The sequence below is a fragment of the Sphingomonas sp. C3-2 genome (assembly GCF_033025475.1).
Lineage (GTDB): Bacteria > Pseudomonadota > Alphaproteobacteria > Sphingomonadales > Sphingomonadaceae > Sphingobium_A.
Genome location: NZ_CP130322.1, coordinates 379,256 through 391,942 on the forward strand (window position 1 = coordinate 379,256; position 12,687 = coordinate 391,942).

The 12,687-nt window shown below is 62.1% G+C and carries 12 protein-coding genes and 3 tRNA genes; 8 read left to right on the top strand and 7 right to left on the bottom strand.

What is annotated here, in order from left to right; all coding sequences use genetic code 11:
* The first annotated feature begins 50 nt into the window (after positions 1–50).
* Both asnB and QYC26_RS01760 read left to right on the top strand, forming a co-directional pair.
* Complete coding sequence (asnB, locus tag QYC26_RS01755; RefSeq protein WP_317513691.1) at positions 51–1,964, top strand: asparagine synthase (glutamine-hydrolyzing); 1,914 nt, start codon at positions 51–53, stop codon at positions 1,962–1,964.
* Between the two features lie 65 nt (positions 1,965–2,029).
* A tRNA-Pro gene (locus QYC26_RS01760) sits at positions 2,030–2,106 on the top strand.
* Between the two features lie 38 nt (positions 2,107–2,144).
* Here the strand turns inward: QYC26_RS01760 and QYC26_RS01765 are convergent.
* The gene (locus QYC26_RS01765) at positions 2,145–3,230 is read right to left on the bottom strand and encodes a hypothetical protein (RefSeq protein ID WP_317513692.1); all 1,086 of its coding nucleotides are present in this window, start codon (positions 3,228–3,230) and stop codon (positions 2,145–2,147) included.
* 99 nt (positions 3,231–3,329) lie between these two features.
* On the opposite strand from QYC26_RS01765, the gene QYC26_RS01770 reads away from it, so the two are divergent.
* Entirely contained in the window at positions 3,330–4,511 is a 1,182-nt protein-coding gene (locus tag QYC26_RS01770) for a cytochrome P450 (RefSeq protein WP_317513693.1), read from the top strand.
* 5 nt (positions 4,512–4,516) lie between these two features.
* The gene (locus QYC26_RS01775; RefSeq protein ID WP_317513694.1) at positions 4,517–4,834 is read left to right on the top strand and encodes a 2Fe-2S iron-sulfur cluster-binding protein; all 318 of its coding nucleotides are present in this window, start codon (positions 4,517–4,519) and stop codon (positions 4,832–4,834) included.
* A gap of 30 nt (positions 4,835–4,864) precedes the next feature.
* Here QYC26_RS01775 and QYC26_RS01780 read toward each other — a convergent pair whose 3' ends face one another.
* Together QYC26_RS01780 and QYC26_RS01785 are read right to left on the bottom strand one after the other, a co-directional pair.
* Positions 4,865–5,422, bottom strand: a complete 558-nt coding sequence (locus tag QYC26_RS01780; RefSeq protein WP_317513695.1) for an NADPH-dependent FMN reductase — start codon at positions 5,420–5,422, stop codon at positions 4,865–4,867.
* Positions 5,423–5,444: 22 nt separating this feature from the next.
* On the bottom strand, positions 5,445–6,338 hold the full coding sequence (locus QYC26_RS01785) for a pirin family protein (RefSeq protein ID WP_317513696.1): 894 nt from the start codon (positions 6,336–6,338) through the stop codon (positions 5,445–5,447).
* A 203-nt stretch (positions 6,339–6,541) separates the two neighbouring features.
* Between QYC26_RS01785 and QYC26_RS01790 the strand changes: the two genes are divergently transcribed.
* Positions 6,542–6,618: transfer RNA gene (locus QYC26_RS01790), tRNA-Arg, on the top strand.
* A gap of 59 nt (positions 6,619–6,677) precedes the next feature.
* Here the strand turns inward: QYC26_RS01790 and QYC26_RS01795 are convergent.
* From QYC26_RS01795 to QYC26_RS01805, 3 genes are all read right to left on the bottom strand, one after another.
* Positions 6,678–7,067, bottom strand: a complete 390-nt coding sequence (locus QYC26_RS01795; protein ID WP_317513697.1) for a hypothetical protein — start codon at positions 7,065–7,067, stop codon at positions 6,678–6,680.
* A 77-nt stretch (positions 7,068–7,144) separates the two neighbouring features.
* A tRNA-Ile gene (locus QYC26_RS01800) sits at positions 7,145–7,220 on the bottom strand.
* Positions 7,221–7,305: 85 nt separating this feature from the next.
* Positions 7,306–9,147 (bottom strand): HAMP domain-containing sensor histidine kinase, encoded by a 1,842-nt coding sequence (locus tag QYC26_RS01805; RefSeq protein ID WP_317513698.1) that lies wholly within the window; start codon positions 9,145–9,147, stop codon positions 7,306–7,308.
* Positions 9,148–9,298: 151 nt separating this feature from the next.
* Here QYC26_RS01805 and QYC26_RS01810 point away from each other — a divergent pair, with 151 nt between their 5' ends.
* The gene (locus tag QYC26_RS01810; protein ID WP_317513699.1) at positions 9,299–9,772 is read left to right on the top strand and encodes an Lrp/AsnC family transcriptional regulator; all 474 of its coding nucleotides are present in this window, start codon (positions 9,299–9,301) and stop codon (positions 9,770–9,772) included.
* A 75-nt stretch (positions 9,773–9,847) separates the two neighbouring features.
* On the opposite strand, the gene QYC26_RS01815 is transcribed toward QYC26_RS01810, so the two are convergent.
* Positions 9,848–11,083, bottom strand: coding sequence for a hypothetical protein (locus QYC26_RS01815; RefSeq protein ID WP_317513700.1), 1,236 nt, complete (start codon positions 11,081–11,083; stop codon positions 9,848–9,850).
* A gap of 195 nt (positions 11,084–11,278) precedes the next feature.
* On the opposite strand from QYC26_RS01815, the gene yaaA reads away from it, so the two are divergent.
* Positions 11,279–12,037: a peroxide stress protein YaaA gene (gene yaaA / locus QYC26_RS01820; RefSeq protein ID WP_317513701.1), complete on the top strand. Its 759-nt coding sequence runs from the start codon at positions 11,279–11,281 to the stop codon at positions 12,035–12,037.
* Entirely contained in the window at positions 12,034–12,669 is a 636-nt protein-coding gene (locus QYC26_RS01825) for an SDR family oxidoreductase (protein WP_317513702.1), read from the top strand. Before yaaA ends, QYC26_RS01825 begins: the two co-directional genes overlap by 4 nt.
* Positions 12,670–12,687: the final 18 nt, after the last annotated feature.

The following is a 12,687-nucleotide window of genomic DNA, read 5'->3' on the forward strand; positions in this document are numbered from 1 at the left end:
GACCATGTTATCGCTTCTGGAGCCTTGGGCAGCAGCGGGGAGATTATCGGATGTGCGGCATAGCGGGCTGGTACCGCCGATCGGGAACGGTCGACGAAAGCCAGATTACAGCGCAATGCGACGCGATCTTCCATCGTGGCCCGGACGATAGCGGCGTTTTCGTCGACGGCGATTTCGGCTTCGGCATGCGGCGGCTCAGCATTGTCGATCTGGCGGGCGGGCACCAACCGATCATCAGCGATTGCCGCCGCTATATCATCGTCTTCAACGGCGAAATCTATAATCACCTTACCCTGCGCCGCGAGCTATCCGCAGCCGGGCGCAATTTCCGCACCCGCAGCGATACCGAGACCATATTGGTCGCCTTTCAGCATTGGGGGGACGACGCCTGGGCACGGCTCGAAGGTATGTTCGCCGTCGCCATATGGGATCGTGAGACGCGCCGCCTTCGGCTTGCGCGCGATCCGCTCGGCATCAAACCGCTTTATCTCGCCCGCCATGCCGGCGGCCTAGCCTTCGCCTCCGAGCTCAAGGCGCTCGCCCCCATTCCGGGCCTTGCTTTCGACGTCGACGCGCGCGCGGCGCATGATTTCTTCAGCTTCGGCCATATTCGCAGCCCCCGTTCAATCTACCGCGACATCTCGACGCTCGCCCCCGGACACCTGCTGACGCTCGATCCCATGGGCGAACCGGCGGTTCGCGCCTTCTGGGAACCGCGCTACAGCGTCGCCGAGGCGCGCAGCGAGCAGGACTGGATCGAGGAATTCCGCGCGCTTTGGCTCGAAACCGTCGAATCGCACATGCTTGCCGATGTTGATGTCGGGGTATTCCTGTCAGGCGGCGTCGATTCCTCGGCAGTCGCCGCCGCGATGAAGCGCCTCACCGATCGCCCGATCAAGGCGTTCACCATCGGATTTCCCATCGCGCGTTATGACGAGACCCCCTACGCCGCCGAGGTGGCGCAGCATCTCGGGCTCGATCATGTCTGCCGCGTGGTCGATCTGCGCGCGGCGCAGGATATCCTGCCGCAAATCCAGCACTGCTATGACGAACCCTTTGCCGATCCCGCTGCCGTGCCAACCTGGTATGTCAGCAAGATGGCGGCCGAGCATGTGAAGGTCGTCCTCGCCGGCGATGGCGGCGACGAACTCTTTGCCGGCTATAAGCGCCACCGGAACGAGGCGCGCATGGCACGCAGCCGCGGGCTGATGGTCGCCGCAGGCCCGCTTGCCGCCGCGATCGACGCGCTACCCGCCACGCCTTGGCGCAGCGTCAACCATCTGCGCCAGCGGCTCCGCCGCTTTCGTAATTCGGCTCTACTACCCGACGGCTTTTCGCGCTTCTTCGCCAAGACGCAGATCACATCGCCCGACCTGCGCGAGATGCTGTACGGCGAACGCCTTCGCGATTTCGTCCAGCGCGACGAATATGAACGGCTGCGCGCGGAATATTTCCCCGATCCCGAGGCAATTTCAAGCGATCCGCTCGAACAGTTCCTGTTCGCCGACATGACGCTCAACCTTCCCGGCGCCATGCTCACCAAGGTCGACCGCGCCACCATGGCGCATTCGATCGAGGCGCGCGTCCCCTTCCTCAGCCACCGCATGGCGGACTGGGCGATGCAATTGCCGCTCGACATGAAGCTGCACAGCGGCACCGGCAAATATGTCGTGCGCAAGGCGGTCGAACCCTGGCTTTCCGAAGGCATCCTCGATCGCAAGAAACAGGGATTCCAGATGCCGCTCAGCCAATGGTTCGCTGGCGACTTCGGCGCCTATGCGCGCAGCCTGTGGCATGATTCCGGCGCGGCACACTCAGGCTGGCTGGCGCCGCAAGCCGTGGAGCGGCTGTTCACCGAGCACCGCCATGGTATGCGTGACCACGGCAAGCTGCTCTATGCGCTCGCCATGTTCAGCCTGTGGTGGGCCAATCGCCCCAATGCGTCCGCGAACACCGCGCCATGAAGCCGTTCGCCGTCATCTATTCGGTTGACGACGAAAGGCGCGAAATCTAAGGCCTTTGCAAGGTCCGGGGAGTAGCGCAGCCTGGTAGCGCATCTGCTTTGGGAGCAGAGGGTCGCAGGTTCGAATCCTGTCTCCCCGACCATTAATCACCCACATCAAAATCCGCGGTCGCGGCGATCATTAATGATCCAACCGGAGCAGGTTGGATTGCACGGCCCGAACGAGATCGGCTTGCCGCGCCAAACCCATCCTGCCCAGCGCGCGTTTGCAATAGGTGCGGATCGTCGCAGCCGTCACACCCATTTCCACCGCCGCATCAGCAAGTGTCATGCCATGCGCCAGATAATGCGTCAGCCGCGCCTCCGCCCAGGACAGGCCGAAACGACGGCGCAGCGCTTCTATATCCAGTTTTGGAAGCGAGGTGGAGCTTTCGACATGCACCATATAGGCCGCGCCGCAGCCGATACCGTCCATCGTGCCGCTCCGGGGCGTAACTAGAATGAAGAATGGCTGCCCCGCCACTTCCTCTTCAAACAGCAGATTGCCCTGCAACCCCTTGCGCAGAATATCGCGAAAGCGCCTTTGCACTTTCCCACCGATATGCAGCCGACCCTTGAATTCATAGCATGGGCCGCCTTCCATCAGTAGCGCGTCGGCCAGCCGGTTGCTCCCCAATATTTGTCCATCCGCCGCCAGGACAAAGCTGGCCGTGCCCAGATCAGCCAAGGCATCTGCAAAGGCGCGGGCAACACACCGATCGGTGTCCCGCATCAGTTGGATGGACGCCGTGCGGTATAGGTGGGGCATCAGGTTGATCAGACCGCGCATTTCGTCGTCATCGAATGCGCCCTGTTTCTCGTCGCGGCTGATCGACAGCCACATCCGCATGCCACGATTTTCACCGAGATAGGCGAACAGTGCATTCGCCGCGCCTATGCTCTGGCAAAACGCCATATATTCCGAATGGCGACGGTCCTGCCCCGGCGAAAGCAATGTCGGCAGATCATAAACCGTATCGCTCCGCATCGCGCGGTGGCAGGTTGGATCGAGATGGCGGTAGACGTTGTTATAGGCGGGCCAGTTTTCGCACAGCGCGGGCGTCGCATCATATATGAAGCGCGCACCATCCCCATCGTCCGCCACGGGGGAAAGTTTGAATAAGGCACCGGTTGCGTTGAAATGACTGCGTATCCGCCCCGCCATGGATTGCCACGGCTGTTGTGCGTCCACACAATCATAAATGGCGCCAATAATATCGGTGTCCATCGCCCCTCTCCCTCGCAGATTGTCCGCAAACGGGGACAGTCGCGTCGATCAGCTCCGATTATTTCATGAGAATATCGCAGCGATCGGAAGAGCCAAGCCATGAATGCCACCTCCCTGCTGATGCCGGATGTCGATTTCGCCCATGATCCCTTACCAGACCTCCACGAACGGCTGGCCGAACTGCGGCTGCATGGGCCCGTAGTCCCCGTAAGGCACCATGGCGCGCGCGCCTGGCTGATCCTCGATCATGCCCTGCTCAAACAGGCGTTCGAGGATTATGTCCATTTCGACGGCGCCGAGGGATATCAGCAGATCGCCGGCCCATCGATGGGGCGCACGCTCCAGACGATGACCGGCGATGAACACCGGGTCAGCCGGGCACTGGTAGTCGCGCCCTTCCTGCCCGCCAGCGTGCGCAGCTATGTCGAAGGCCTGATCGAGCCAATTGCGTATGAACTGCTCGATCGGATCGCGGGGCAGCGCGAAGTTGAATTCGTCTCGGCCTTTGCCCGCCCCTATCCCTTCCTCATCATCACCCGGCTGCTCGGTATTCCGGTCGACGACGAAGCGCGTTTCCTCGAATGGGCGGTCAAGCTCATCGATTTTCCGTGGGATCCCGAAGGCGCGCTTAGGGCCAAGAACGGGTTCTACGCCTATATGCAGGCGATCATCGACGAACGTCGACGCAATCCGCAGGGCGATTTCCTCTCACGCCTCACCAGCGCCGAATTTGAAGGGCAGCGCCTGTCGGACGATCGAATCCTCGCCTTTATCGCGCTGCTCTTCCCCGCCGGGTCGGACACCGCGTACAAAAATGGCAGCAGCCTGTTCGCCAAGGTTCTGGCCACGCCGGAATTGCGCGAAATGGCGCGCAAGGGCGACAAGGAACGCGACGCGATCGTGACCGAAGCGCTGCGCTGGGAACCGCCCACCGCGCTTCTCCCCCGCATGGCCAGCGCGGATGTCACCCTTGGTGGGGTAAAGATTGCCAGGGGAGACTGGACCTTGTTCGGCATCAGCGCCGCGAACAGCGATCCGGCGATATTTGCCGATCCGCGCAAATTCGATCCCACGCGCGACAATCGCGAAATCCTGACCTTCGGCCGCAGCAGCCATTTCTGCCTCGGCATGCACCTTGCGCGGCGCGAGCTTTCGACGGCGTTGAAGCTTGTCCTCGAACGCTTCCCGAACATGTCGGTCAAACCCGGGCAAAAGATCGAGGCGGTCAGCGCGGTGCTGCGCGGCGTGCCCGAACTGATCGTCCTTCCCCACGGAGACTAAAGACCATGCATATCCGTTTCATCGATGCTGCGGGCAATACGCATCTGGCAGAGGGCGAGGTCGGTGAAAGCGCCATGCGCTGCGCCACACGCGCACTTATCCCCGGTATCATCGGCGAATGCGGCGGCGCCATGGCCTGCGCCACCTGCCATGCCTATGTCACCCAACCCAATGATCCGATCTTCCATGCCACCGATGCGCAGGAACGCGAAATGCTCGGCGGCTGCATCGATGTGCGTCAGAACAGCCGCCTGACCTGTCAGGTCATGCTCACCGCCCAATCCGACGGGATGACCTTCACCATTCCCGCATCGCAGGTATGAAGGCAATCCACGCCGGATCGAGCGGGCATATTATCCCTGCAGCCCCGCAAACGCCGCAAAGCCCGTCATAAACTTGCCGATGCGCTCGCGCGTGGCTTCGTCCGACAACCGCCCCTCGGCATCGAACAACCCGGACGCGCGCGATACGAGCAGTCGTCCCTCAAACCATGGCCGCGTCCCGAGCGTGCGCAACACGCTCAGCCAGGCATCCTGCGCCAGCAGCGTGCCGAAACCGCCGGGCGATGCGCCGATCACCGCCACCGGCCGATTGCCGAACACCCGGCCGATATCGTCTGCGGGGCGAGACATCCAGTCGATCGCATTTTTGAATACGCCCGGAATACCGTTATTATATTCGGGCGTGGCGAGCAGAAGCCCGTCTGCTCGCGCAATAGCATCTTTCAACGCAACCACCGCAGGCGGCAGCCCGTGCGCCGCCTCTTCATCGGCATTGTAGAGCGGGATGCCTGCGATGGTATGAACTTCCATCGTGGTGCCTTCGGGCATTTGCTTTTCGGCAGCGCGCAACAGTCCGGTGTTGAACGAATTCTGCCGGAGGCTTCCGGAAAGGCCAAGGATATGTGTCATATCAGATAGGCTCCTTCGCTGATCAAGACATCGCCGGCGCGGACGGCGCCGGATCTTCCGGAAGCGGAATGAATTCCTTGTCGTCCGCATCGGGCAGTTTCATCCGCCCCGCGCGCCAGTCTGCGGCCGCCTGTTCAAGCCGATCCTTCGAAGAGGAGACGAAGTTCCAGTACAGGAACCGCTGGCCCAGCGGTTCACCGCCCAGCACCATGATCGTCGACGGCTGAACTGCGGTAAAATGCGATGCCTGCGCACTCAGCACCAGCATCTGCCCGGTCGCATAGCGCATGCCTCCCACCTCGATCTCGCCCGCCGCGACATACAGCGCGCGTTCGGCATGGCCCGACGGGATTTCCGCCTTCGCCCCGCCATCCAGATCAAGATGCGCATAGAAAAGCGGCGAGTGCGTCTTCACCCCGGCAGTCAGCCCATAAGCATTGCCCGCGATCAACTGTCCGCGAACGCCCGCAGCCTCCCATTGCGGCAGGTCTGCACCTTCATGATGCGAAAAGGACGGATCGGTTTCCTCAAATTCGGTGGGCAACGCCACCCAGGCCTGAATGCCGTGCAAATGATCACCTTCGGCCCGCGCCTTTTCAAAGCGCTCACTGTGCGTGATGCCGCGCCCCGCCGTCATCCAGTTCACTTCATGCGGTCGCACCGCCAGTTCAGAACCCACGCTGTCGCGGTGCATCATCTCGCCCGCGAACAAATAGGTCACGGTCGAAAGACCGATATGCGGATGCGGGCGGACATCAACGCCCCGGTCCACGCCGGCTGCAAGATCGAGCGGGCCCATATGGTCGAAGAACACGAACGGCCCAACCATCCTGCGCTTTGCGAACGGCAGTACCCGGCCGACTTCCAGTCCGCCGCCAAGGCTGCGCCGGCGCTGTTCGATCACCATCTCAATCACGGTAAAAACTCCTATCGGATCAGGACGACATAGTGCCCAGCCAAGGGGGGGATGGGCAAGCCATCCATTCGCCTCTGGCGGAACATCGCCTCAAAACCCAGTGAAATGGGCAATCGGCGAAAAACTGCGAAAAATTGCAATAAAATGATCACAACAGGGGTTGCGCTCCCTCGCCTTCCCCCGTAGAGGACGCCCCACACCGCGCGCCCGTAGCTCAGCTGGATAGAGCACCAGACTACGAATCTGGGGGTCAGAGGTTCGAATCCTTTCGGGCGCGCCATTCTCCTAAAAGCATCGTGATGTACCCGGCGCTCAGCCGAGCGAACGATGTCGAGAAATTCAGTCGAATGTGATGATCACGCGCCCCTGCCCTGCACCGGAGGCGTACAAACCGTGCGGCCCTTTCAAATGCGCCGCAAAGGGCACGATTTCGGCGAAACCTATCGGCAATTCTCCCAGCACAAGCCGTTCAACGCGGCGACACGAGGCATGGCTTGAAAAATAGCGTGCTTTCCAAACTGTCCTGCCTCGAACATGCGCGTCGCCGCCCTCGTACAATTCGATGTGGTCGATGCACGGCGGGCTCCGCTTCCAGAAGAAGCCGTCCGACTGGCTGAGCGTGGCCACATATTGGTCGCCATGACGCGCCACCTCGAATTCGATGGCCGGCGGCTGACATGACGCCAGCAGGAAAGCCGCAGAGACTACGGCAACCGGTGCAAATTTCATCCATCCCCCCAAGGCGGTCGCCCAGCAATCACATCCTGCGATGTACACCGCGACATTCAAGCATTGAAGGGAAGAGTTGGTGGGCCCGGCAGGACTCGAACCCGCAACCTAGCCGTTATGAGCGGCCAGCTCTAACCATTGAGCTACAGGCCCCACCTGTCTGCGCCCGCGATAGCGGAGGGACGTTGCGCATGGCAAGCGGTCAAATCACCGGCTGACGCAAGGTTTTTCGTGCGTGTCATGCGCCTTCGTGCACGGCCTCGTCGCGCAGCACACCTTCCTCGCGTGCCAACGGTAGAACCAGTTCGAACCGGTCAGCGCGGATGACGAACTGGCCGCCCGCCGCTTCGGCGAGATTGCGGACCAGCCGCAGCGCGAAGCCGAGGCCGAGCAACGGCGCATCCGGCCAATCTCCATCGGGGCTATATGCGGGATCGAGCAGTTCATGCTCGTCCTGCGCGCGCAGCGCTTCGGGGCGGTCGACGCGCAGGCGCGCCACCTCCCCCTCGCCCGCAAACGCGACCGTCAGCGCCTCGCCTTCGCCCGACACCGCGACCAGCGCCGACAAGAGCCGTGAATAGATGCGATCCAGCGCCACCGGGTCGACCGACAATGCGCCGATATCGAGCGGCGCAGAAAGCTGCAGTTCCACACCGCGCTCGCGCGCCAAAGGGCCAAGATCGTCACAGATCCGGCGAAGCGCCGCCGCGCCATCGACATGCGCATGCTCCAGCCGAAGCGCGTTGCTGTCCACCCGCGCGGCGGTGTCGAGATCGTCCACCGCGACAAGCAGACGACGCGCCTCGTCGGCGATCTCGAGCGCCCGGGCGCGGTAATCGCGCGCGGCGGGACCAAGGATCTGTCCGTCGATCATCTCGGCAAACCCCAGGATCGCGTTGAGCGGGGTGCGCAATTCATGCACCAATTGCCGCAGGGATTCTGGGCGAAATACCGAACCATAGAGCCCGTTCGCCGAACTTGTGCGGGTTATTTCATCAAGCCGTGGGCGGCGCGCCGTCCCGCGATAGCCCGCAAAACGACCATCCTGCTGTCCGAAAAACGGTACCGCCGAAATCCGCCATTCGCCCGTCGCCACGCCCGTTCCGGGCACCGTCAACCGTGCATCGCGAAACGGCGCGCGGCGACGAAAGGCGCCCACCGCATAGCCATCGACGCCGTATTCAGGCGAGCCCGCCGTCGCGGCAATCGAAATGCCGACCAGCGGTTCCCGCGGAGCGCCGTCCACCCAGATAAGCGTCCCATCGGCACCGGTCTCGAAACGGAAATGCTCGGCGCGTAGAGGCATTTCCTCCGCAGCGGCGGCGGCAGCGGGAAGCATCTCCATACCAGTCTCGCTCAGCATCACGTCCCCCGCCGGCACGATATCAATCGCATCCGGTTCGATACTTTGGGTATCTGCTTTCTTCGTCGCAGGAAATGGCGAGCGAATGACCGGCTTTGGCGGCGGGCGATCTCGACGAAACGCCTCGATCCGCATCATCAGATCGCGGATCTGCGTGCCCGAATCCTCATCAGTGTCGGCAGCCGCAATGTCCGCCGCGATCGTTTCGGCCGAAATCGGCGGTGCACGTACAACATGCGGTTCGGGGTCGACCATCGCAGCCATTTCCGGCCCCGGCGAAACCGGCCCGGAAATGATGCGGTCCGCCGCGCCGAACACCGCAAGCGCACGGCGAGCCTCCTCATCAAAATCATCGCGGTGACGCAACAGCGCACGCACGGGGGGCGGCAGCATAGGCAGCAAGGCGCGCCATTCGGCGCCCTCGAACTGCACCGCACGCGCCAGCCCCTGGGTAACCGACAGATCATCCTCGGCGAAAAATGCGAACAATGCCGTGGGGATTGGACGCCCAATCAGCGACTCGGCGGTACGCCGGCGGCGCTCCAGCGAGACAGATCCGCGCCACGATCGCAGCACGGCATAAACATGCCCCGACTCATCCGAATTGGCCCGTCGCTGCGCAGCGAGATCCACCAGTTGCTGCCACGCAATGGCGCGTGCATCCTTGCTGATGTCAGCCCGCGCGATCACCGTGGCCGCCATATCGTCGAAACGCACGCAAAATCCCCCCGAAACCAGCCTTTGGAATAGCGAAAGCGCCTTCCGATAGGAAGTCGCGATACTGGCACAAGAAGGTTGACGGACAATTGCAATGCGCCGCAATTTAATTATAAGCCGACGCAGGTTTACAGCTTGGAAGTTCTCTGGAATGGCGCATTTGGCAATAGACGATATCGACAAACAGATTCTGGCACATCTTCAGGACGACGGGCGCATGACGAATGTGGACCTCGCCGCGAAGATCGGGCTGACCGCCCCGCCCTGCCTGCGCCGCGTTCGCAGCCTTGAAGATGCCGGCGTTATCCAGGGCTATAATGCCCGTCTCGATCAGGCGGCGCTTGGCTATGGCATCACCATTTTCGCGATGGTCAGCCTCAAAAGCCAGGCCGAGGGCGACCTGCAGGCCTTCGAGCAGCACATCGCCCATCTGGCCGAAGTCCGCGAATGCCACATGCTCAACGGCGAGATCGATTTCCTGCTCAAGATCGTCGCCAAGGACCTTCAGAGCTTTCAGGATTTCCTGACCTCCAAACTGACCCCAGCGCCCAATGTCTCGAGCGTGAAGACCTCGCTGACAATCCGCCGTTCGAAATATCAACCCGGCGTGCCGCTCGACGTCTGAGCAGGTAGCAATGAAACAAAAAAGAGGGGCGGCGGATCATATCGATCCACCGCCCCTTTTCTTGTTCGTTCAGCCTCAGGCCTTGTCGCAGTAAGCCGTCCAGAGCTGCGCCAGACCTTCGCGCTGGCCCTTGATGCCCGCGAACAGCTTCTTGGCTTCTTCCTTCTGGCCCTGCATCGCCAGCGCGATGCCGAGGCGCATATTCACTTCATCATTGTCGACACCGCCCTTGGTGAGTGCGGTGCGGAACAGCGCCGCAGCACGACCATATTCGCCGTAACCGAGCAGCGCGTTGCCGGTGCCGGCCGCAAGAACGCCGTTCGCCATGCCGTTTGCACGCTTTTCTTCAGCGGCAAGCCCCGACTTGTCGGCCGCAACCTTGGCCGAGGCTTCACGATGCAGTTCGTTGATTGCCGGGCTGACATTCGCGCTCTTTGCCTTCAGCAGGTCGAGGGCAGCGACCGCTTCGCCCGGGAAGCCCTGCTGGTTGGCGATGAATGCATAATCATAATGATCCTTTTCGCCAGCGAGCGCCCTGGTGGCGCGCATCAGGCGGAACAGGTCGAGTTCGATCTTCGAACCCAGCTTCTGGGTGTCGCGATAATTGACGAGCGCCGAACGCCAGTTTTCAGGCGTCGGATAGTCCTGCACATGCATCGAGGTCCAGCGTGCAAATGCCGGGCCGCTGTTCGACTTATAGGCTTGGGCGATGCCGAACTTGTACCAATCCTCGGGCACCGGCTTGCCGGCGGCCTTTTCGCCCTGCACGGCCTTTTCGAGCACGGCGAGCGCCTGCGGCGAACGATTGGTCGACGAATAAAGGCTCGCCTGCGTCAGGTACAGGTCGGTCGAGGTGTAGCCAGCGGCGCCCGCTGCGTTCAGCGCGGCTTCTGCCTTGGCATAGTCCTTTGCCTCGATCGAGAATTTCGCGAGGTAGAACTGGAACTTGCCAGCCTCTGCTGCGGGAACGAGGCCGCTCGACAGCATACCGTCGAGCGCCTTGGCGCGGACCTTGTTGTCTTGCAGCTTGTCGCCCGCGTTCAGGCGGTACTGGTTGAGCGTGTATTTTTCATCGGGCGTCGTGGCGGTGGCTTCAACCTGGTCCGTCAGGCTCACCACCTTTGCGAAATCGCCGGCCTTCAGCGCAGCGTCGACCGGAGCCATCGCTTCGCGGAATTCCTTGCTCAGCTTCAGCGAAGGTGCCTTTGCCGGCTTTTCCTTCTTCTGCGCCTGGGCGGGCACTGCCGCCATCATCGTCACGGAACCGACGGCCAGAGCCAGTCCAAGTGCCGTTTTCGATACCAACTTCATCGACATAATCTCCTGCTGCAACCGAGCCCGCATGCCGCACGCACACGTTTCCGTCTGCCTAATCGTGCAAGACACGACACACAAGCCTCACAACCGCCTTGTTCAGATGGAGTTCCCGGGCTGAACAGGCCTTTAACATGCAGCCACCGTGCTTGCGCTTTGACTGAACGGCGGCGCTTGGGCTACCCGCCCTGCATGCTTGCCTTTCTTTCTCCTGCAAAATCGCTCGACTATAAATCCGCAATCCCCGAATTCGCGACGACCGAGCCCCGTTTTCACGACGAATCGATGCAACTCGCCGCTGCCGCTGCCCAGCTTGGCGCAGCGCGGCTTCAGGTGATCATGGATATTTCCGAAAATCTCGCCGTGCTGAACGCCGAACGCTACAGCAATTTCGAAAATTTACCGACGCGCGCCGCGATCTATGCCTTTGCCGGCGACGTCTATGTCGGGTTCGAGGCCAAGAGCCTCGCCGAAGAAGCCGTCCTGTTCGCGCAGGATCATGTCCGCATGCTCTCTGGCTTGTACGGCCTGCTCCGCCCGCTCGACGAAATCCGCCCATACCGGCTTGAAATGGGCACACGCTGGGCGCCCGAAAGCGGCGACCTTTACGGCCATTGGGGCACACGTATCGCCGAACTGACTGCGGCCGATCTTGATGCTGAAGGTTCAGACACGATCATCAACCTTGCCAGCAAGGAATATTGGGCGGCCGTCGATGGCAAACTGCGCAGCGACATCCGCGTCATCACCATCGATTTCCGCGATACCGGCTCCGATGGCAATCTGCGCTTCAACAGTTTCGCCGCCAAGCGCGCGCGCGGCTATATGGCACGCTATATCTGCGAGCACCGCCTGACCGATCCCGAAGCCTTGAAGGGCTTCGACACCGATAGCTACGCCTTCGAGCCCGAAGGGTCCGACGACAAGCTCTGGCGCTTCGTCCGCCGATGAGTGGTTCTGCCGTCGTCATCGGCGCAACCGGCGCGATCGGCGCCGCGCTGGAGGCCGCGCTGATCGACGAAGGCGGCCATGCGCGTGTCTACGGGTTCGCGCGCAGCCGCGGCGGGGCCGATCATCTCGATTTCACTGATGAAGCGAGCATTGCCACCGCCGCCGCGCGCGTGGCGGCCGGCCCCGCCCCCACACTCATCCTCGTTGCCACCGGCCTACACGAGACGGACGACGCGCGCCGGGAGGACATCGACGCCGATCTGATGACGCGCCAGTTCGTGGTGAACAGCATCGGCCCGGCGCTGGTCGCCAAGCATTTCCTGCCGCTGCTCGCCACATCGGGCACACCGATCTTCGCCGTGCTGTCCGCGCGCGATGGCAGCATTGGCGACAATCGTCTGGGCGGTGCTTATGCGTTGCGCGCATCAAAGGCCGCGCTCAACATGGTCGTAAAGACGCTCGCGGTGGAAGCCGCCCGCGACAAGCAGCGTGCGGTCATCGTCGCGGTCGATCCGGGCGCCGGTTCCGATGCCGAACGCAGCGCGCTGCAACTGCTCGATCTGCTTGAGGAGATCGGCGTCAAGGACAGTGGCAAGTTCCTGTCGTGGGACGGTAGCGAAATCACCCCCTGATCGGCGCAGAAATCGCCT

Coding starts and splice junctions, on each gene's coding strand:
- asnB (WP_317513691.1), top strand. CDS start 51: ATGTGCGGCATAGCGGGCTGGTACCGCCGATCGGGAACGGTCGACGAA.
- QYC26_RS01765 (WP_317513692.1), bottom strand. CDS start 3,230: ATGGACACCGATATTATTGGCGCCATTTATGATTGTGTGGACGCACAA.
- QYC26_RS01770 (WP_317513693.1), top strand. CDS start 3,330: ATGAATGCCACCTCCCTGCTGATGCCGGATGTCGATTTCGCCCATGAT.
- QYC26_RS01775 (WP_317513694.1), top strand. CDS start 4,517: ATGCATATCCGTTTCATCGATGCTGCGGGCAATACGCATCTGGCAGAG.
- QYC26_RS01780 (WP_317513695.1), bottom strand. CDS start 5,422: ATGACACATATCCTTGGCCTTTCCGGAAGCCTCCGGCAGAATTCGTTC.
- QYC26_RS01795 (WP_317513697.1), bottom strand. CDS start 7,067: ATGAAATTTGCACCGGTTGCCGTAGTCTCTGCGGCTTTCCTGCTGGCG.
- QYC26_RS01810 (WP_317513699.1), top strand. CDS start 9,299: ATGGCGCATTTGGCAATAGACGATATCGACAAACAGATTCTGGCACAT.
- QYC26_RS01815 (WP_317513700.1), bottom strand. CDS start 11,083: ATGAAGTTGGTATCGAAAACGGCACTTGGACTGGCTCTGGCCGTCGGT.
- yaaA (WP_317513701.1), top strand. CDS start 11,279: ATGCTTGCCTTTCTTTCTCCTGCAAAATCGCTCGACTATAAATCCGCA.
- QYC26_RS01825 (WP_317513702.1), top strand. CDS start 12,034: ATGAGTGGTTCTGCCGTCGTCATCGGCGCAACCGGCGCGATCGGCGCC.